Annotated in this window: 17 protein-coding genes; 14 read left to right on the forward strand and 3 right to left on the reverse strand. The window is 41.3% G+C overall.

All coding sequences use genetic code 11. The annotated features are described in order from the left end of the window. Positions 1–105 precede the first annotated feature (105 nt). The 4 genes from JFU56_RS20310 (at position 106) to JFU56_RS20325 (ending at position 5,192) form a co-directional block, all read left to right on the forward strand. The gene (locus JFU56_RS20310; RefSeq protein ID WP_198439072.1) at positions 106–432 is read left to right on the forward strand and encodes a YqcC family protein; all 327 of its coding nucleotides are present in this window, start codon (positions 106–108) and stop codon (positions 430–432) included. Between the two features lie 36 nt (positions 433–468). Then, complete coding sequence (gene truC, locus JFU56_RS20315; protein WP_198439073.1) at positions 469–1,215, forward strand: tRNA pseudouridine(65) synthase TruC; 747 nt, start codon at positions 469–471, stop codon at positions 1,213–1,215. A gap of 456 nt (positions 1,216–1,671) precedes the next feature. Further along, entirely contained in the window at positions 1,672–3,132 is a 1,461-nt protein-coding gene (ptsG, locus tag JFU56_RS20320) for a PTS glucose transporter subunit IIBC (RefSeq protein ID WP_198439074.1), read from the forward strand. A 176-nt stretch (positions 3,133–3,308) separates the two neighbouring features. Continuing rightward, on the forward strand, positions 3,309–5,192 hold the full coding sequence (locus JFU56_RS20325; RefSeq protein WP_198439075.1) for a methyl-accepting chemotaxis protein: 1,884 nt from the start codon (positions 3,309–3,311) through the stop codon (positions 5,190–5,192). A 153-nt stretch (positions 5,193–5,345) separates the two neighbouring features. Here the strand turns inward: JFU56_RS20325 and dapD are convergent, their stop codons facing one another. The 3 genes from dapD to map form a co-directional block, all read right to left on the reverse strand. Further along, positions 5,346–6,377 (reverse strand): 2,3,4,5-tetrahydropyridine-2,6-dicarboxylate N-succinyltransferase, encoded by a 1,032-nt coding sequence (gene dapD / locus JFU56_RS20330; protein ID WP_198439076.1) that lies wholly within the window; start codon positions 6,375–6,377, stop codon positions 5,346–5,348. A gap of 165 nt (positions 6,378–6,542) precedes the next feature. Then, positions 6,543–9,158, reverse strand: coding sequence for a bifunctional uridylyltransferase/uridylyl-removing protein GlnD (gene glnD, locus JFU56_RS20335; protein WP_198439077.1), 2,616 nt, complete (start codon positions 9,156–9,158; stop codon positions 6,543–6,545). Between the two features lie 130 nt (positions 9,159–9,288). After that, a complete protein-coding gene (gene map, locus JFU56_RS20340) occupies positions 9,289–10,128 on the reverse strand; it encodes a type I methionyl aminopeptidase (RefSeq protein ID WP_198439078.1) in 840 nt (279 codons plus the stop codon). A gap of 491 nt (positions 10,129–10,619) precedes the next feature. Between map and rpsB the strand changes: the two genes are divergently transcribed. From rpsB to JFU56_RS20390, 10 genes are all read left to right on the forward strand, one after another. Continuing rightward, positions 10,620–11,348, forward strand: coding sequence for a 30S ribosomal protein S2 (gene rpsB / locus JFU56_RS20345; RefSeq protein WP_019442080.1), 729 nt, complete (start codon positions 10,620–10,622; stop codon positions 11,346–11,348). Between the two features lie 106 nt (positions 11,349–11,454). Then, complete coding sequence (gene tsf / locus JFU56_RS20350) at positions 11,455–12,333, forward strand: translation elongation factor Ts (RefSeq protein WP_198439079.1); 879 nt, start codon at positions 11,455–11,457, stop codon at positions 12,331–12,333. Between the two features lie 77 nt (positions 12,334–12,410). Beyond that, on the forward strand, positions 12,411–13,148 hold the full coding sequence (gene pyrH, locus JFU56_RS20355) for a UMP kinase (RefSeq protein WP_198439113.1): 738 nt from the start codon (positions 12,411–12,413) through the stop codon (positions 13,146–13,148). A gap of 151 nt (positions 13,149–13,299) precedes the next feature. Then, on the forward strand, positions 13,300–13,857 hold the full coding sequence (frr, locus tag JFU56_RS20360) for a ribosome recycling factor (RefSeq protein ID WP_198439080.1): 558 nt from the start codon (positions 13,300–13,302) through the stop codon (positions 13,855–13,857). 90 nt (positions 13,858–13,947) lie between these two features. Next, the gene (gene uppS, locus JFU56_RS20365) at positions 13,948–14,718 is read left to right on the forward strand and encodes a polyprenyl diphosphate synthase (protein WP_198439081.1); all 771 of its coding nucleotides are present in this window, start codon (positions 13,948–13,950) and stop codon (positions 14,716–14,718) included. Positions 14,719–14,775: 57 nt separating this feature from the next. Then, positions 14,776–15,672, forward strand: a complete 897-nt coding sequence (locus tag JFU56_RS20370) for a CDP-archaeol synthase (protein WP_198439082.1) — start codon at positions 14,776–14,778, stop codon at positions 15,670–15,672. Positions 15,673–15,684: 12 nt separating this feature from the next. Then, the gene (gene ispC, locus JFU56_RS20375) at positions 15,685–16,881 is read left to right on the forward strand and encodes a 1-deoxy-D-xylulose-5-phosphate reductoisomerase (RefSeq protein WP_198439083.1); all 1,197 of its coding nucleotides are present in this window, start codon (positions 15,685–15,687) and stop codon (positions 16,879–16,881) included. Then, the gene (rseP, locus tag JFU56_RS20380; RefSeq protein ID WP_198439084.1) at positions 16,878–18,233 is read left to right on the forward strand and encodes a sigma E protease regulator RseP; all 1,356 of its coding nucleotides are present in this window, start codon (positions 16,878–16,880) and stop codon (positions 18,231–18,233) included. The genes ispC and rseP overlap by 4 nt, the downstream gene beginning before the upstream one ends. Before the next feature lie 36 nt (positions 18,234–18,269). After that, the gene (gene bamA, locus JFU56_RS20385; RefSeq protein ID WP_198439085.1) at positions 18,270–20,717 is read left to right on the forward strand and encodes an outer membrane protein assembly factor BamA; all 2,448 of its coding nucleotides are present in this window, start codon (positions 18,270–18,272) and stop codon (positions 20,715–20,717) included. 87 nt (positions 20,718–20,804) lie between these two features. Further along, complete coding sequence (locus tag JFU56_RS20390) at positions 20,805–21,302, forward strand: OmpH family outer membrane protein (RefSeq protein ID WP_019442089.1); 498 nt, start codon at positions 20,805–20,807, stop codon at positions 21,300–21,302. Positions 21,303–21,426 lie beyond the last annotated feature (124 nt).

A 21,426-nucleotide genomic window follows, 5' to 3' on the forward strand; every position in this document is an offset into this window, starting at 1 on the left:
TCACAACGGACTTTTGTATCTTTGCTGTGCTGGCGTATAATGCCGTTAAATTTGTTTGGTCTCGTTGCTAAGTTAGTGTCGTGAGCCTTAAATCGAGATATAACTATGACTATCTATTTGCAAGCTCAACAGTTGCTGACAGCGATTGAAGCGGAATTGCAAAACATTGCACTGTGGAATAACGTGAAACCAAGTACAGATGCGTTAGCGAGTACAGCCCCATTTTGCATTGATACTATGCCCTTTACTGATTGGTTACAGTTTATCTTTTTAGATAAAATGACGCAGCTGGTGGTCATGCAAATGCCGCTACCTGCGAACATGGCAATACACCCAATGGCCGAAGAAGCTTTAAAACCCGTTATTGCGGATACACGTGAATTGTTAAGCCTGATTTTAACGTTTGATCAGCTATTAAATAAAAACAGTTAAAATAATTAAATACAGCGAGTTAGGTAATAAAACACAATGTTAGATATTTTATATCAAGATGAATACTTAGTGGCGATTGATAAACCAGCTGGTTTGTTGGTTCACCGCAGCTGGTTAGACAGTCATGAAACGCAGTTTGCGATGCAAATGGTACGTGATCAAATTGGCCAGCATGTTTATACCGTGCACCGTTTAGATAGACCAACATCAGGTGTATTGTTATTTGCCTTATCAAGTGATGTAGCGAGACAGATGAGTGAGATTTTTCAGGCTCACGCATTAACCAAGCGTTACCTTGCTGTGGTACGCGGTTGGATCAATGAAGCGGGTACCCTCGATTACGCGCTTAAGGTCGAGTTAGACAAGATAGCCGACAAGCAAGCAACGCAAGATAAAGAAGCACAAGAGGCTGTTACTCATTATCGTCCTCTGCATCAGGTTGAAATACCGTATGCGGTCAGTAAAAATCATCCGACGAGTCGCTATTGTTTAATGGAACTTGAACCGCAAACGGGCCGTAAGCACCAGTTACGTCGTCACATGAGACATCTTTTCCATCCTATCGTGGGCGATACGACCCATGGTGATGGTCGCCATAATGTGTTTTATCGCGAGCACTTTAACTTGCAGCGCTTGTTATTGATTTCAAAATCCTTGTCTTTCATTCACCCTGTGACAGAGCAGGAAGTTCATATTGAAGCCGCCGTTGGTGAAGAAGTGTTAGGCTTATTTGATAAATTTGGTTGGCCCGCACAAGAAAGTGACTACTTGCCAAACGCGTAATTGAAAGGCGTGAAAAACGGTGTTTTTCGCTTGTTAACGTACAGATAAACTTAAGTTACACTTTGTTACGTAAGTTTATCTGTAAAACTGTTATTATTATCGGTTATTTTTAATCTTACCTACCTCGCCTGCATGGGCTAAACCCGTTACTTTCACTGTGTAGCAGGTTAAATATCAGCTTTGTACCTACTTTCCTAAAGTAAAACCCTGCCATGTGATCACTTCAAGCGTGTCTATATTGATAGTGTTGTTAAAAAAGCGATCCAATTGTACCGTTTTGTACCATTGTGAGTGGCTATTCAAATCTAAACTGCCGATAGGGTAATTGTTATGACTATTGTTTTTAGCAGGCTATAGTTAACGCAACAAAGGAAGCTAATCATGCATCCTCAACAAATTCAGCTGTATCGGTTCGCCGTTATAGCACTATTTAGTTTGTTCACTTAGGAGTGAGAGATGAGTAACGCGTTTGCAAATCTACAGAAAGTAGGTAAGTCGTTAATGTTACCAGTATCGGTATTACCGGTTGCGGGTATTTTATTAGGTGTTGGTGCAGCCAAGTTTAGTTGGATGCCTGAAATCTTGTCTAGCATCATGGAACAAGCTGGTGGTTCTGTATTTGGCCAAATGGCGTTGCTATTCGCTATTGGTGTTGCACTTGGTTTTACTAAAAATGACGGTGTAGCTGGTTTAGCGGCTATTGTTGGCTACGGTATTATGACGGCAACGCTAGGTGTAATGGCTGGCGTAATGGGCGTTGAGAGCATCGATACTGGTGTACTTGGTGGTATCCTTGTCGGTGGTTTAGCTGGTTGGGTATTTAACCGCTTCTATACTATTCGTCTACCTGAATACTTAGGTTTCTTTGCGGGTAAACGTGCAGTACCAATTATTACTGGTTTTGCTGCAATCTTATTAGGTCTTGTCCTATCAGTTGTTTGGCCTCCTGTTGGCGGCGCTATCTCGGCATTCTCTGATTGGGCTGCTTATCAAAATCCTGCAATGGCATTTGGTATCTACGGCGTTGTCGAACGTGCATTGATCCCATTTGGTTTACACCATATCTGGAACGTACCTTTCTTCTTTGAAGCGGGCGCATATTGTAAAGCGGTTGATGGTTCGGCTATCACTGCAGCGACTCAAACAATCTGTACTGCTGCCAATGGCGAATGGTTTACGGGTGAAATCTCACGTTATGTAGCTGGTGACCCTACTGCCGGAAACATGGCTGGTGGTTACATGTTTAAAATGTTTGGTCTACCTGCTGCTGCTATCGCAATTGCTCACTCAGCTAAACCTGAAAACCGCGCTAAAGTAATGGGTATCATGGCATCAGCTGCGTTAACTTCATTCCTAACGGGTATTACTGAACCAATTGAATTTGCATTCCTATTCGTTGCTCCAGTACTTTATGTTATCCACGCTTTATTAGCGGGTTCTGCTTTCGTAGTGATGATTCTACTAGGCATTAAACACGGTACTACGTTCTCACACGGTTTCATTGATTTCACTGTATTGTTCAGCCAATCAACGAACGGTATTTGGTTACCAGTTGTTGGTCTTGTTTACGCTGCAATCTACTACACTGTATTCCGCGTAGTGATTAAGATGCTAGACCTTAAAACTCCGGGTCGTGAAGATGAATCTGAAGACGTTGCTGCAGCTCCTGTATCAACTGACGCAATGGCGGCTGAATTAGTTGCTGCATTCGGTGGTAAAGACAACATCACTAACTTAGACGCTTGTATCACTCGTCTACGTGTAAGTGTTAACTCTATTGATGACGTTGACCAAGAGAAATTGAAAGCTCTCGGCGCTCGTGCTGTCGTAGTTGTAGGCTCTGGTATCCAAGCAATTTTTGGTACTAAATCTGATAATCTACGTACTGATATGGAACAATATATCAATACGCTATAACTAAAAATGCAGTCTGTTTTAGGCTGCTGAGATAAAAATGGCATCAATAATGATGCCATTTTTTTTACACTATGATTCTGAACTTCTTCTGCTCTGTATTTACCATCCTTGAAAGACACAAAATATTCAACTCTAGATAGAGCTGGCCATAATGCACTCCCCATTAAAGGTGTTTCATGTTAAAAAATATGTCACTCAAAAATAAACTCGCGCTATCAGCTAGTCTGGCCATTATATTGGGCGGAATACTGGTTGCTTCAGTATCATTTTGGTCTTCGTTACAACGCTTGGATGTTGATATCGCAGAGCGATTAAAAGGTTCTTCGGCATCGTATAATAAGTATGTTGCCGATTGGATTGAATCTAAAGGCGTCATCCTAGGCTCGCTATCTAATGATATTGGTCCGGCAACACTGGAAAAACATTTACAACAAATGTCAGTATCGGGTGGGTTTGACAATGTATTCGCTGCTTTTTCTGACGGTAGTCAAAAGAATGCGAATGGGGTCATATTACCGGTAGGTAATGATGATCCAAGAAAATGGGGGTGGTACATTAATGCTAAAGCGGATCCTTCCAAAGTATTTATGGACAACCCTACTGTTGCCGCGGCTACCGGAGCAAATGTGGTTTCGTTAGGTCATTTACATCAGCTGCAAGGGCAGCCTGTGGTTATTGGTGCTGATGTTGAAATTAATGATATTTTACAGAGCATGGCAGCCGTGATACTACCTGGCGATGGCTATATGTTTATTGGTAATCAGCAAGGTACTATCTTTGCTCACCAGGATATAAATTTATTAAATAAACAGATCTCTTCGTTAGGGCTCGATTTTGGTGCTATTAAGTTGCATTTAGCTAACCCGAAAATTGAGAAGATAATGATAAATGGGGTCGAAAATATTGTTTATGCCGAATCGATTGTAGGCAGTGAACTATTTATTGTTATTGTCGTTAATTATGCTTCCGCAGTTGCGCCATTGTATTCGGCAATATGGAGTCAGGTTATCGCCACAACGCTTGTTGTTATTGTATGCACATTTTTATTCAACTTGTTGTGTAATATGCTGTTTCAACCTTTGTTAAGAGTATCGGATGCGTTAGCGTTAATCGCACAGGGTGGTGGAGACCTGACCCAGCGTATTGAACTTCATGCTAATGATGAAGTTGGAAAATTAGCCGATAGCTTTAATTTGTTTGTTAGCAGTCAGCAGCAGTTGATTCTGCATATTCGAACGCAATCGGAAACCTTGACGAGTGAATCCATTGAGGGCGAACGACAGGCTAACCAATCTGTTGGTGATCTGAATCATCAACAACAAGAAATTGAGATGGTTGCGACGGCCGTGACTGAAATGGCTTCTGCAACCCAAGAGATTGCCTCTCATGCGGAGCAAACCGCCAGCGCAGCGCAAGATTCAACAGGTAGCACTGAACAAGGCCGACAGTTGGTATTGAATTCCAAAAAATCGATCAATAATTTAGCCTATGAAGTGGCTGACGCCTCGAAAGTGATTGGCGATTTAAACCGCCACGCACAAGATATCACCACCATACTGGCGACCATTCAAGGTATTGCAGAGCAAACCAATTTATTGGCGTTGAATGCGGCGATTGAAGCAGCGCGAGCTGGAGAGCAAGGGCGTGGTTTTGCGGTAGTTGCTGATGAAGTTAGGGTGTTATCACAGCGTACTCAGTCATCGACAGAGGAAATTAAGGCTACAATCGATACTTTACAATTGACGACGAAAGAAGCGGTCAATCTCATGGACAGTAGCTCGACATTGGCGGTTCATTCAGTTGCTGATGCCGATCAAGCGGCGAATGCCTTAGAAGAAATTAATAAGTCGGTGGTATTAATCAGTGATATGGCCACTCAGATCGCCACCGCCGCGGAAGAGCAAACTCAAGTCACAGGGGAAATATCGCAGAATGTCATCGCCATTAAAGATGTGTCGGATACACTCGTTTTAGGTGCTAGCCAGAACTTGGTACAGTCACAGCAACTTAATCATCAGGCAAGTGAATTAAATGGCAAAGTAGCGACATTTATAGTGTAAATAGGCGTGATAGCGTTCGTTTAATGTGAGCTATTCGACTCATTTGATGAGTCGAATAGGAGTTTTTTAGACTTATATTATTCATTCAGTCTATTTTTAGTGCTAAAAAAGCCCAGCATTGCTGGGCATCATTATTTACTTAATACTCAAAGATTAGTTGTTTGAGTGTAGTTCTGCGTTTAGTTCAACCGCTGATTTATTCGTTAAGCATTCAATTGTGCCTGTGATTGAATTACGACGGAATAATAAATCATCTTTACCCGCTAAATCACGTGCTTTAACGACTTCAACCGCTTGGTTATTTGCATCTAGCATTTGAACTTTAGAACCCGCTGTAATGTATAAGCCTGATTCAATCGTGCAACGGTTACCCATTGGGATACCTAAACCAGCGTTTGCGCCCAGTAAGCAGTTTTCGCCCATTGAGATAACTAATTGGCCACCGCCACTTAATGTACCCATGATAGACGCGCCGCCACCGATATCAGAACCGTTGCCAACAATGACACCAGCAGAGATACGGCCTTCAACCATGCTCACGCCTTCAGTACCAGCGTTAAAGTTAACAAAACCTTCATGCATGATAGTCGTGCCTTCGCCAACGTGTGCGCCTAAACGTACACGTGCAGTGTGAGCAATACGTACACCAGACGGTACAACGTAGTCTGTCATTTTAGGGAATTTATCAACACAGCTTACCGTTAATACTTCACCTGCTAGACGCGCTTCAATTTGACGATCTGCAAGTTCAGGTAAGTCGATAGGACCTAGGTTAGTCCAAGCGATGTTATGCAGTAGACCAAAGATACCGTCTAATACTGTGCCGTGTGGCTTAACTAAGCGGTGAGAGATAAGTTGTAGTTTTAAATAACCTTCAGCAACCGATGCTGGTTTTTCATCCGTAGCAAGAATAACAAGTACTAATGGTTGCTTACTGTTTGCAGCTGCCGTTGCAAATTTAGCGTTGGCTGCATCATCGTTGGCTGTGAATGCTGCTGCAAGTTGCGCTGCTTGTGCAGACGTTACTTCAACAACTTCATTTTGACCTTGATAAGTAACGATCTCGCTAATATCAGCAACCAATTTATCACTTGGGTTTAGTAGCGGGTTAGGGAAAAAAGCTTCGATAATTTTACCTGCAGTGTTTTTAGTTGCACTACCGAAAGCGAGTGAAAAAGTTGCCATAGCTGAAAAATCTCCATTTAGAATAAAGGCGTGATATTCATACACCACGCCGGATCTGAGTATTGGGTTCTATTTATTTTTATAAATAATAAAATATTACTGTTAGTTCTATCACATTTCGCTTTGTCGTTTCAAAGAAAATGATGATTGTTATTTTTCGGTCAGCTAGCTATCGGCCAATTCTGTTATCAGATTATGGCGTAATTCTGCTTGTTGTTCTGGCGATAACGGTTGATTGTTATTGCCCGAAATAATAAAGAAATCCTCAGCGCGTTCACCGATGGTCGAAATCTTCGCGTTATGCAATACGATATTTTCTGAGCTTAATATTGCGCTAATTCGCGCAAGTAGCCCTGGCGTATCCAAGGTGATGATTTCGACAAAGGTACGTTTTTTCTTCGTGGCTAAGAACGTGACTTTGGTTTTCACCGAAAATTGCTTTATTTGTCGTGGAATACGCTGTTTTCTTAACACTGGCGCTTTAGCTGCTGTTAACACTGTTTCTAATGATTCTTGCAATGCGTACACACGATCAGGGGCGAGGGTATCACCGGTTTGATCTAAGATCACAAAGCTATCGAGTACATAGCCATTACGACTTGAAGTGATTTTAGCATCATGAATGTTTAAGCATTTATTACCTAATGCAGATACTGCAGAGGAAAATAGGTGTTTATTTTCTTTTGCATAAATGAATACTTCATTACCACCGCGGGTACTGTTTTGACTAATCAGCACCAAAGGTTTTGTTGGGTCTTGGTGATTCAAAATCCCCGTTGTGTGCCAACAGATCTGGCTCGGGTCGTTACGTAAAAAGTACTCGGAGCGGAATGTTGCCCACAAGGCTTGGATCTGCTCAAGACTAAAGCTACTATTTTCTAAAAAAGCCAAAGCCGTATCTTTGTTGTGACGGATCCTGAATTTAGCATCTAATGGGTTTTCTAAACCACGGCGAAGAGCTTGCTGCGTGAGGAAGTATAATTCACGTAGTAGTGAACCTTTCCAGTTATTCCATAAGGTGTCATTGGTCGCGCAGATATCTGCAACCGTGAGGCAATAGAGGTAATTCAAATGCTCTTGATCGCCAATGGTACGGGCAAACTCAGTAATGATGTCAGGATCATGAATATCACGACGTTGCGCTGTGACTGACATTAATAAATGGTATTTTACTAATCGCGCGACGAGTTTACGATCGGCTTTGTTAATACCGTGCTTTTTACAAAATGCACGGACATCAATGGCGCCAATTTCTGAATGATTCCCTTTCTGCCCCTTGCCTATATCATGGAAAATAGCCGCGATAAGTAACAATTCGGGTTTTTCTAAACGCGGGTATATCTCACAACATAAAGGATGTGTTTCTTTGGTTTCATCACGCTTGTAAGAATCAATGATCTTCACTAAACGGTGAGTATGTTCGTCAACAGTGTAGTTATGAAATAGATCAAACTGCATTTGCCCAAGAATACGACTCCACTGTGGAATGTAAGCGGCAATGACACCGTGTTTATGCATGAGCGTCAGTGCTAAACCGCTGGCGTTAGGATGCTTAAGCAATAGCATGAATTGTTCACGACATTCGGGGATGTCTTCTAACCACATCGTCAGTTTACGTCTCGCGTCACGCAATTCGCGTATCGTGCCTGCATAAATACCGGTAATGTGTTCGTTATCTGCAATGTGACAAAACAATTCAATGATTGCGCTGGGACGACGGGTAAACAGATCGGTGCTGGTGGTATCAATAAGGCTACCACGAAGACGAAAATCGGCAGTGATGTTGCGCACATCCATGCCGACATGTCCGAGTATCGCTTGATTGAATAGCTGTAATAGCATTTCATTGAGCTCGGTAACTCGACGAATGGTTTGGTAAAATTGCTTCATCATGGTTTCAACAGCATGATTACCATCGCCGCTATAACCTAACGCGTCTGCAACCGTTGTTTGGCGGTCGAAGAGCAGGCGGTTATCACAACGCTTTAGCCCAAGGTGCAGGGCAAATCTAACGCGCCATAAAAAGTTCTGACAATCTTCCAGTTCGCGGTATTCACCTTTGGTTAAAAAACCATGGTTAGTTAACTCTAAGAAACTGTTAGAGCCAAAATGACGGCGGGTGATCCACAGAATCGTTTGTAAATCGCGTAATCCACCTGGGCTACTTTTTAAATCGGGTTCTAAATTGTATGAAGAACCTTTGAATTGATGATGTCGAGCAAGTTGCTCTTCATGCTTAGCTTGGAAAAAGTCTTGGCTTGGCCAAAATGTTTCTGGGTCAATAATGTCTTGTAACTGTGCGTAAGTGTCTTCCGAACCCGTGATCAAGCGCGACTCTAATAGATTGGTCGCAATCGTGATGTCACCCAAGCCTTTCTCTAAACATTCTTCGATAGTACGAACACTGTGACCCACTTCTAAACGTAGATCCCATAACATGGTGATAAAGAGTGATATTGACAGCTCTTGTTCTGTGGTTAGGGTGGATGTAGTCGTGATGAGCAGATCTATGTCTGATTTAGGGTGTAACTCGCCACGGCCATAACCGCCGACGGCAACCAGTGCTAATTCGGGATGAGTGGCTAAGGTAAATTTTTGCCAAAGACGATTTAGCAATTGATCCATGTATTCTGCGCGGCAAGATACTAACGCAATGATATCATCGCCATCAAAGAAGCGCTGTTCAAGCCAAGACTGAAACTCTTGCATGTGTGTTTTACAATGACTAAGGGTTAACTCTTCATCCGAGAGTAATGCGGGAACATATTGAGTTGTATCCATACGACGCCTTCCTGGAGTTCGATAGAAAAATGGGAACAGCAGGCGCTGTTCCCATGGTAACTAATTATAAAACTAGCATTTATCTATGATTAATTTCAAGGTATCTATTACTAATCTCAAACGGTGAAAATTAGTTCTTTAAGATACGCGGGATAGTTTCTTCATCACGTAATGTCAGAATTTCACAGCCATCTTTAGTAACGACAAGCGTGTGTTCCCATTGTGCTGAATTTTTATTATCTTTGGTTAGTACAGTCCAATGATCATCGGCAACTACATTGTGTTTTTTACCCGCGTTAATCATAGGTTCAATCGTGAAGCACATACCTTCTTTAAGCACGAGGTTCTGATTGCTCTCGTTGAAGCGAGATTTGTAATGTAATACTTGTGGTTCTTCATGGAATTTGTCACCAATGCCATGACCACAGTATTCTTCTACGATTGAGTATTTACGTGTTGGGTTCGCTTTATTATGCGCTTTGATTTTTTTCTCAATGATTTCACCAATGCGGCTTAATCGAGCACCCGGTTTTACTTGGCGTAGGCCTTCATAGAGTGCTTCTTGTGAGATGCGGCATAATTGTTTATCACGCGGAGATACTTCACCGATGAAAAACATTTTCGATGTATCGCCGTGGAAACCATCTTTGATCACCGTGATATCCATATTCAGAATATCGCCATCTTCTAGCGGGCGTTCATCAGGCACACCATGGCAAACAACGGTGTTGATTGATGTGCAGATTGATTTTGGAAATGCAGTATCATCGTTTTCATCGTAGCTTGGGTAATACAAAGGCGCTGATAATGCGTCGTTTGCTAAAGTGAATTCATGACAACGATCATTTAATTCCTGAGTGGTCACCCCGGCAACTACAAACGGTTCTATCATTTCTAGTACTTGTGCTGCTAGGCGACCAGCAACACGCATTTTTTCGATTTGCTCTTCAGTTTTAATGACTACGCTCATTTTTCACTCTTCAATATATAGATGTTTTGTTTATGGCTATATTGTAACGCTAATGCGAGTGATAAGCATAAATTTTTTTGTAATTCAAAGTCTCATTATCAAGTGCTGACTATTTATAGCTGTTTTGTTGGTATTTTCCAGCGGAATTAATTTATTTATAGGCAGAATAAATCCCCATAAAATACGATAATTAAAGCGGTGATTAGCGTTATTTAATCGTGTTAATGAGAAAAAATCGCGTGACAAAAATTTGTGCTATTTATCTGTATATGGTATAAAGCGCGCAATGAATTAACAAATTTCTGTTACAGGTTGTTTATTAACTTCATACACACATATTTTATATAAATCACACACACATCGGCACATTTATCGGGGTGCTTTTGCTTTGTTTGGTAACTGTTTGATTATCTTACTATTACTTAGAAGTTAAAGTCGAAAAAATGGGATGTGTGGAGGCCTAACCCCATACAAAACAAAGGAAATTTATAATGGCTACTGTATCAATGCGCGATATGCTACAAGCTGGTGTTCACTTCGGTCACCAAACTCGTTACTGGAACCCAAAAATGAAGCAATTCATTTTCGGTGCTCGTAGTAAAGTACATATCATCAACTTAGAACAAACTGTACCTATGTTCAACGAAGCTCTTGGTTTCATCAAAAGCGTTGCAGACAAAAAAGGTAAAGTTCTTTTTGTTGGTACTAAAAAAGCTGCTGGCGAAACAATCAAAGAAGCTGCACTTTCATGTGACCAGTTCTACGTTGATCACCGCTGGTTAGGCGGTATGTTGACTAACTGGAAAACAGTTCGTCAATCAATCAAACGTCTAACTACTCTAGAAGCACAATCACAAGACGGTACATTCGAGCAACTTACTAAGAAAGAAGCTCTAATGAACACTCGTGAAATGGAAAAACTAGAGAAAAGCCTTGGTGGTATCAAAACTATGGGCGGTTTACCAGACGTTATCTTCATTATCGATGCTGACCACGAGCACATCGCTATTAAAGAAGCTAACAACCTAGGTATCCCAGTAGTAGCTATTGTTGATACAAACTCAAACCCAGACAACATCGATTTCGTTGTACCTGGTAACGATGATGCGATCCGTGCTATCAAACTTTATGCAGGTGCTGTAGCAGCAACTGTAAATGAAGGCCGTAATCAAGACATCGCTGCACAAGCTGAAAGCGACTTCATCGAAGAAGCTAAATAATAGCTTTTCGATTTGATCGATGCTCTTATTAACTAAGTGCACTATTTAGTTAGCAGGAGCCATATGGCTCCTGTTTTTTTTTGTATAAGAATTGAGGAAATTACCCATGGCAATTACTGCTGCAATGGTTAAAGAACTGCGCGAACGTACAGCTGCAGGTATGATGGATTGTAAGAAAGCTCTTGTTGCTGCTGAAGGCGATATGGAACTAGCAATCGAAAACATGCGTAAATCAGGCGCTGTTAAAGCGGCTAAAAAAGCAGGTCGTATTGCTGCTGAAGGCGTTGTTAAAACTAAAGTTGCTAACGGCGTTGCTGTTCTAGTTGAAATTAACTCAGAAACAGATTTCGTAGCAAAAGATGCAAGCTTCCTAGCATTTGCTAACCAAGTTGTTGAAGTTGCTCACGCTGGTGAATTCGATTCAGCTGAAGCGTTACTAGCTGCTAAATACGATGCTGAACTAACAGTTGAAGAAGCACGTGCTAACCTAATCGCTAAAATCGGCGAAAACATCAACGTACGTCGTTCTGTTGTAGTTAAAGGTGATAACCTTGCTGCATACGTACACGGTGGCACTATCGGTGTTGTTACTGTACTTAAAGGCGGTGACGAAGAACTAGCTAAGAAACTTGCTATGCACGTAGCAGCAGCTAAGCCAGAATTCGTTAAACCTGAAGATGTACCAGCTTCAGTTGTTGAAAAAGAAAAAGCGATCCAAATCGAAATCGCAGTGAACAGTGGCAAACCACAAGAAATCGCTGAGAAAATGGTTATCGGTCGTATGAAGAAATTCACTGGTGAAGTGAGCCTTACAGGTCAAGCTTTCATCATGGAACCTTCAAAAACTGTTGGTCAACTTCTTAAAGAAGAAGGCGCAGACGTTGTAAACTTCATCCGTATCGAAGTTGGTGAAGGCATCGAGAAAGCTGAAGATGATTTCGCAGCTGAAGTTGCAGCTACAGTAGCAGCAGCAAAAAAAGCATAATTTAATTATTGCTTAAGATTTAATATAGACCGCGGCTTAGGCTGCGGTTTTTCCACAATTAGGATAAAGAGATCATGATGACTACCAACCCGAAACCTGCATATCGTCGTATTTTATTAAAGCTTAGTGGTGAAGCTCTAATGGGAGAAGAGAGCTTTGGTATTGACCCTAAAGTTCTAGATCGCATGGCGCAAGAGATTAAAGAAATTGTTGAGTTAGGTGTTCAAGTTGGTTTGGTTATTGGTGGCGGTAACTTATTCCGTGGTGCAGGCCTTGCTGAAGCGGGTATGAACCGTGTAGTGGGCGATCACATGGGCATGTTAGCAACTGTGATGAATGGCTTAGCAATGCGTGATGCACTACACCGTGCTTATGTGAATGCTCGTTTAATGTCTGCAATTGAATTACGTGGCGTATGTGACAGCTACAACTGGGCTGAAGCAATTAGTTTATTAAAAACAGGCCGAGTAGTAATCTTCTCTGCTGGTACAGGTAACCCATTCTGTACAACTGACTCTGCAGCATGTTTACGTGGTATTGAAATTGAAGCTGACATTGTATTGAAAGCGACAAAAGTTGACGGCGTATATTCTGAAGATCCAGTTAAAAATCCAAATGCTGAATTTTACGAGACGCTTGAATATCGTGAAGTTGTTGAAAAAGAACTTAAAATTATGGATCTATCTGCATTCACTATGGCGCGCGATCATAATTTACCGATGCGTGTATTTAACATGACTAAGCCTGGTGCTTTACGCCGTGTTATTATGGGTGAAGCTGAAGGCACATTGATTTCAAATGCAGCAAAGAAATAAAACTGAGTCTCAATTTCAGTAAATAAATACAATAGTTTAAAGTTTAGAGGGATTATAACAAGACCTCTAAATTGAATTGATTTACACTATGTCAGTTAATTCTCATAGTTAAAGCAGTGTTTGTACTGCCAATAAATTTAAGGAAGACGTTGTGATCAACGAAATTAAAGATGACGCTCAGACCCGTATGGGCAAAACTATCGAAGCACTGAAAGGTCAATTATCTAAAGTACGTACTGGCCGTGCACACCCGAGTATCCTAAACGGTATTACAGTATCTTACTATGGTGCTAATACACCACTTAACCAAATTGGTAACGTAGGTACTGAAGATTCTCGTACATTAAGCATTACAGTATTTGATGCAACTATGGTTCAAGCTGTAGAAAAAGCAATCATGATGTCTGATTTGGGTCTTAACCCACAGTCTGCAGGTACGAATATCCGTATTCCATTACCAGCATTAACTGAAGAACGTCGTAAGAGCTTAATCAAAGTTGTTCGTCATGATGCTGAGCAAGCGCGTGTTGCTATTCGTAACATTCGTCGCGACGCAAACGGCGACATTAAAGGTTTATTAAAAGAAAAAGAAATCGGTGAAGATGACGATCGCCGCGCACAAGATGAAGTTCAAAAACTGACTGATGTTTATATCAAGCAAGTTGATACAGTATTAGCAGATAAAGAAAAAGACTTAATGGAAGTGTAGTTTCGATTCCACTTTTAAGACGCCGTGTTTCGATGCGGCGCTTTAGATTTTAATGGATAAAGAAAGTATTTTTAATGGATAAAGATAGTAATGGTAAACTCAAGCGAACTCGAAGCGTTAGTTAATGACTCGAAACCTAAGCATGTTGCAATCATTATGGATGGCAATGGCCGTTGGGCTGAGCAGCGTGGAAAAATACGTGTTAAAGGCCACCATGAAGGTGTTAAGTCTGTTCGTCAAGTTGTAAGTAGTGCATTAGCTATGGGGATTGAGTCGTTAACACTATTTGCATTTAGTAGTGAAAATTGGCGTCGTCCGGAAGCTGAAGTTAGTGTGTTGATGAAATTATTCATGACAGTACTAACGCGAGAAGTTAAGAAATTACACAAAAACCAAATTCGCCTAAAAATTATCGGCGATGTCTCTGCATTTAGTCCTGCCATTCAAGCAAAGATCACTGAAGCTGAAACGTTAACGCGTCATAACACCAAGCTTACACTCAATATCGCAGCCAACTACGGCGGGCAATCGGATATTACTCACGCGGCGAAGCAGATTGCTATCGCGGTTAAAACCGGTGCAATGAGTGTTGATGAAATTGATGATAAAATGCTAGGGCAGCATATTGCCATGGCCGATCAATCAGCCGTTGATTTGATGATTCGTACAGGTGGAGACCATCGCATTAGTAACTTTTTGTTGTGGCAACTCGCGTATGCCGAATTATTGTTTACTGATACTTTGTGGCCTGATTTTGATAGTGCTGCTTTTGAAGATGCCATCTTTAACTTTGTAAACAGAGAACGTCGTTTTGGCGGTACTGGTGCTCAGATCCGAGCGATCTTAACGAAACAGCAATAAACACATATACATAAACGTTTAGATATTATCTGGGCGTTTTCAATAGGAGAACAACTCTTGCTTAAGCAACGAATTACGACCGCATTAATTTTAGCGCCTTTAGCGCTTGCCGCTATTTTCTTGTTACCGCTGCAATGGTATGCACTAGCTATCGCAGGTGTTTTTATATTAGCAACAAAAGAGTGGGCTGTATTGGTTGATAAAAACAATACAAAATTACCGAATGCCCTCATTGTGGGTTATTCACTGATTTTGGGTGCCTCATTATTAGTTATACCGCCAGATGTACGTAATATCTGGCATGTAAGTGGTGGTGAAATTGTTTTAGTACCATTAGTTAGTGCTATTTTAAGCATTGGTGCTATTTGGTGGGTGATTTGTGCTGGGTTAGTATTAACTTATCCTAATAGTGCTAAAGCATGGACCAAGAATACGTTAGTTAAAGTTGTCTTTGGTATTGTGACATTAGTACCCTTTTTCTGGGCTATGTTAGCACTGCGTTCTTTTGATTATGCCCATGACCAACAGTCTGGCGCATGGTTAGTAATGCTAGTGATGTTCTTAGTTTGGGGCGCAGATTCAGGTGCTTATTTTACCGGCAAAAAATTTGGTAAAAATAAATTAGCACCTAAAGTAAGCCCAGGTAAAACACGAGAAGGTTTTCTTGGTGGTGTTGCTGTTTCGATGATTATCGCGTTAATTGCTGCCGTTGTGATGGCTGTTTCACCTTCAGGGGAACTTGATAGCACCAAGCTTGTCATAGTTTTGTTCACGTGTTTCGTTACTTCAATTTCATCAACATTAGGCGATCTTAACGAGAGCATGTTCAAACGTGAAGCGGGTGTAAAAGACAGTGGAACGTTATTGCCTGGTCACGGCGGTATTTTAGATCGCATCGATAGCTTAACGGCTGCATTACCGGTATTTGCTGTTATTTATTTAGTTTGTTTTTAAGGGAGCGTTATTGTGATTGGATTAACGATACTGGGTGCAACCGGCTCGATCGGTAAGAGTACCCTTGCAGTTATTCGTCAAAATCCTGAGCGCTTTCGGGTACTGGCTTTAACCGCGAATAGTAATGTCACTGAGATGCTGGCGCAATGTTTAGAATTTAAACCTTGCTATGCAGTGATGCTTAATGACATTGCTGCTGGTCAGTTAGCGCAACAACTAAAATCACTTAACTGTTCTACCGAAGTGTTATCGGGGATCGATGCTTTATGTCAGGTTGCTGCACTTGATGAGAGTGATATGGTGATGGCTGCGATTGTAGGTGCCGCAGGACTGATGCCAACCTTGGCCGCTGTACGTGCTGGAAAACGTATTTTACTGGCAAATAAAGAAGCGTTAGTGATGTCTGGTGCTTTGTTTATGGAAGAAGTCAAAGCCAGTGGCGCCGAGCTATTACCGATTGATAGTGAACATAATGCCATATTCCAGGCTATGCCGTTAGCTGTGCAAAGTAACCTCGGTTTTTGTGACCTAGTTGCGGAGGGGATCAGTAAAATCCTGTTAACTGGTTCTGGCGGACCATTTCGCTATAGCAATATTGCTGACTTGGCTGCTGTGACGCCTGCGCAAGCTTGTGCGCATCCTAATTGGTCTATGGGTCAGAAAATTTCTGTTGATTCTGCGACTATGATGAACAAAGGCCTAGAGTATATCGAGGCTAAGTGGTTATTCAATGCGGATGAATCTCAGATCCAAGTGGTTATCCATCCTCAGTCAGTGATTCATTCTATGGTGCAATACACTGATGGTTCAGTATTAGCCCAGATGGGTGAACCAGATATGTGTACCCCGATTGCCCATGCAATGGCTTATCCAAAACGTATTCCTTCAGGTGTTAAACCACTCGATTTTTTCGAGATGGGTGAACTGACTTTCTTGAAACCTGACTATGCGCGTTATCCTTGTTTGAAATTAGCGATTGATGCTTGTTACCAAGGCCAAGCGGCAACAACAACATTAAACGCTGCCAATGAAATAGCGGTCGGTGCTTTCTTAACTGGGCAAATTGGCTTCACGGATATCGCACGTGTAAATGCCACGGTTTTGGAAGGTTTAACTATTTCTGAAACAAAAAATATTGATGCATTGATTGATATTGATGCAATGGCGCGAATTGACGCCCAACAAACAATAAGCAGAGTAACAAAATGATATCGTCTTTATGGAATCTAGGTGCATTTATTGTTGCTCTAGGCATTTTAGTTGCTATACACGAATTTGGTCATTTTTGGGTCGCACGTCGTTGCGGGGTTAAAGTATTACGTTTTTCAATTGGTTTCGGTAAAACAATCTGGATGCGTACCGGCAAAGACGGCACTGAATATGCGATAGCAATGATCCCGTTAGGCGGTTTCGTCAAAATGCTTGATGAGCGTGTTGATGACGTACCTGCAGAATTAAAATCACAAGCGTTTAACCGTAAACCGGTATTAGCACGGATCGCCATTGTAGCTGCAGGGCCTTTAGCTAACTTTGCATTAGCTATTGTGGCTTTCTGGTTCATGTTCATGATTGGTGTACCGAGCGTAAAACCGGTGATTGGCGAAGTTGCACCGCATTCAGTGATGGCTGAGGCGGGTGTCACAAACAAAGCGATTATTACCGCGATCGATGGCCAAGATGTTCAAGATTGGAATGACGTTAGCCTTAAACTGATTGAGCATATGGGCGAGCCTTCAATGGTGATGCAATTATACCTCGAGGACACGAACTATACTGTTTCTCGACAAGTAGATCTCCGTGAGTGGCAGTTTGATCCGGAGCGTGAATCACCGATCACGAGCATGGGCTTAACGCCTTATCGACCAGCTGTGAGTCAAGTGCTAGCTGAAGTCATCAAAGGCGGAGCGGGCGAACAGGCGGGTCTGCTTGCGGGTGACAAAATCATAGCCATTGCAGAGCAGCCAATTGATAGCTGGATGATGCTGGTAGAAAAAGTACAAAATAGTCCAGATCAAACATTAGCTGTAAGTATACTGCGTAATGGCCAAGAATTAGCATTAACGATGACACCAAAAGGAAAAACGGGTGCTGATGGTTCATTTAAAGGTTATTTAGGCGTTGCGCCTGTTGTAGCCAGTTATCCTGAAGATTATCTTGTTGATATTCAATATGGTATTCTAGATTCAGTGCAACAATCGGTTGAGCGTACTTGGCAGTTAACCGCGCTTACCTTTAAGATGATTGGTCGTTTAGTGACAGGTGATATTTCACTAAATAACTTAAGTGGGCCGATTTCAATTGCCAAAAGTGCTGGTGCCAGTGCTGATTATGGTTTGGTTTATTTCTTAGGTTTCCTGGCCCTAATTAGTGTTAATTTAGGCTTAATGAATTTAATGCCACTGCCAGTACTAGATGGTGGTCATCTAGTGTATTACACATTTGAACTTATTACCGGTCGACCTGTATCTGAAAAGATCCAAGAGTTCGGTTTTAAAATCGGTTCAGTCATTATTATGCTACTAACGGGACTTGCCTTATTTAATGACTTTGCTCGTTTATAAGTCATTGAATTGCGTTTTAGGGATTATTTACTCAGAATGATAATTAATAAATATTTAGCTGGTGCACTTCTTTCAAGTGCTTGCCTGCTTACAAGTACAGCAGCAGTTGCGAATAGCTTCATTGTTGACGATATTCAAGTTGAAGGCTTACAACGTGTAACGCTCGGTGCGGCGTTGTTGAATATTCCGCTGCGAGAAGGTGATCGCGTCAGTCGCAGTGATACTGCTTTAGCGGTGAAGAAGCTGTACGAATCAGGTAACTTTGATGATATCGAATTATACCGTGATGGCTCGACACTGGTCTTTAAAGTAACGGAGTTACCGACGATTAGTAGCATTGAGTTTGTTGGTAATGAAGCTATTCCTGAAGAGCAATTACAAGAAAGTCTTAATTCATCGGGGATTCGTGTTGGTGAGCCTATCGATCGTACTATTATTCGTTCGGTAGAGCAGGGCTTACAGGAATTCTATTATGGCGCTGGTCGTTATAGTGCCAAAATCAATACTATTATCACCCCATTACCACGTAATCGTATTGATATTAAATTTAGTTTCGTTGAAGGTAAATCAGCGGAAATTAAACAGTTAAATATCTTAGGTAACACCGTTTACTCAACGGCAGAATTAAAGAATATATTTGATCTGAGTGATCATACGCCGTGGTGGAACTTCATGGCTGATCAGCAGTACCAAAAACAAATGCTGGCTGGTGATTTAGAGAAATTGCGTAGCTATTATGTTGATAAAGGTTATATCCGTTTTAAAACCGAATCGACACAAGTTTCGATGACACCAGATAAACAAGGTATTTATATTACCCTTAAAGTCAATGAAGGTGAGCAATATAAACTGGGTAATATTGTGTTAACCGGTGATTTGTTAGATAAAGAACAAGAGTTACGTGGTTTATTATCGCTGAACTCAGGTGAGCTCTACAGTGGTGCAAGCGTGACTGCAACGGAAGAGAGTCTTAGCCGTTATTTAAGTCGCTTTGGTTATGCGTATCCAAAAGTATCAACTTACCCTGAAATTAATGACGAAGACCATACTGTTAATCTGACGATTGCGGTTGAACCGGGCCCACGTATTTATGTGCGCCGTATTAACTTTGCTGGTAATGATGTCACTAAAGATGAAGTGTTACGTCGTGAAATGCGTCAAATGGAAGGTACTTGGTTATCGAATCGTTTAATTGACCGTTCTAAAACCCGCCTTAATCAACTTGGCTTTTTTGAAACTGTAAACACGACTACAGTGCGAGTGCCGGGTGAACCAGACGTCGTTGAAGTCAATGTACAAGTGAAAGAGCAACCCGCTGGTTCATTTAATGCCGGTATTGGTTATGGTTCTGAATCGGGCTTGAGTCTAAATGCAGGTATTCAGCAGGATAATTTCTTTGGTACGGGTAACAAAGCCGGTATCAGTGTAAGTACCAATGATTATTCAAAAAATGCTAGTTTAAATTATACAGACCCGTATTTTACAGTTGATGGTGTGAGCTTTGGTGGTAAGATCTATTTCACTGATTTTGAAGCCTCAGAAGCGGATATTGTCGATTATAACAACCGTACTTACGGTGTATCGGGTACGTTAGGTTTTCCGGTTAACGAAAATAATACCCTGAGCTTTAGTTTAGGTTATGAGTGGAATAAGATCTCGCAAACGACGACTTATGCGCAAACTGATATTTTTTGGGACATTTATAAAGATGATGTTGATCAGGATGGTAGCTTTGTCGTATTCCAAGGTTTTGATGTTTCTGCATCTTGGCGTCGCCGTACGTTAAACCGTGGTGTATTTGCCACATCAGGCTCAGAACAAAAAGCTAACTTTACTATGACTGTCCCCGGTTCTGATGTGCAGTATTTTAAAATGAGTTTTGATAATAAGTATTATGTGCCGCTCTCAAGTAACCACCGCTGGTCGTTCTTGATGCGAGGTCGTGTAGCTTATGGTAATGGTTACGGTACAACGTCAAATGGCGATGATCATATCTTACCATTTTATGAAAATTACTATGCCGGCGGCTTCTATTCGGTACGTGGTTTTAACAGTAATACCATTAGTCCAAAAGGTATACAGACAAGTATAAACCCTGGTAGTCCTGGTGATACAGGCTATGTTGCTACCGATTCATCAGTCGGTGGTAATGCGCTTGCTACGGGTAGTGTTGAATTGATTTTCCCAACGCCATTTTTGAGCGAAGAGTATGCCAACCTTGTACGTACAACAGTATTTGTTGATGCGGGTTCGGTATGGGACACTGAATTTAATTCAAGTGACTATCAAAGTGGGAGTTGTTTAAGTAACTGCGAATATTTTGGTGACTATTCAGACCCTGCGCGTATACGTGCATCTCTCGGTGTTAGCTTACAGTGGCTATCACCAATGGGCCCGCTAGTATTCTCGCTAGCAACACCATTAAAAGAATACGAAGGCGACAAAACAGAAGTATTTACCTTCAATATTGGTAGTACCTTCTAAGCACTTTCTAAGCAAATATGATGCAATAAATGCGTACGTTCTGAATAAGGACGTACGCCTTAAGTTAAAATCTAATTAGGGATTAAAATGAAAAAAATTATTAAAGCAACCGCATTAGCATTGGCGCTTGGCGCATCGTTTACAGCAAGTGCAGCGGGTTATGCTGTTGTTGACGCAGGTAAGATATTACAACAGTTACCGCAACGTGAAGCAATTGGTAAACGTTTGAATGAAGAATTCCAAATACGTGCTGTTGAACTAAATAAATTGCAAAAAGAGTTAGTTGCATTAAACGAAAAACGTCAACGTGATGCAGCGTTAATGACACCACAAGAGCAAACTAAACTGGTGCGTAAATTAGAAGAATTAGATGCACAGCTAAAATTAAAGGGCAAAGCATTTAAAGAAGATCAACAGCGCCGTGGCCAAGAAGAAAATAACAAATTGCTAGTGTTATTACAGCAAGCAATCGAAACTGTGTCTAAGCGTGATGGCTATGAGTTAGTATTGACTAAGCAAGCGGCTTTATTTGTTGATCCAAAATTAGATATTTCAGACAAAGTTATTCAAGAATTAAGCAAGTAACAGCATTAACAACTTTAAGTAACTATATTTACAGCTTTAACTAGCTATATTTTGTGATTTTAAGTCAGTAACTATATTTTACATCATAAGAACTGTAGTAAAATAGTATAAAATTTTATAAGTG

The organism is Moritella sp. F3 (genome assembly GCF_015082335.1).
Classification (GTDB): domain Bacteria; phylum Pseudomonadota; class Gammaproteobacteria; order Enterobacterales; family Moritellaceae; genus Moritella.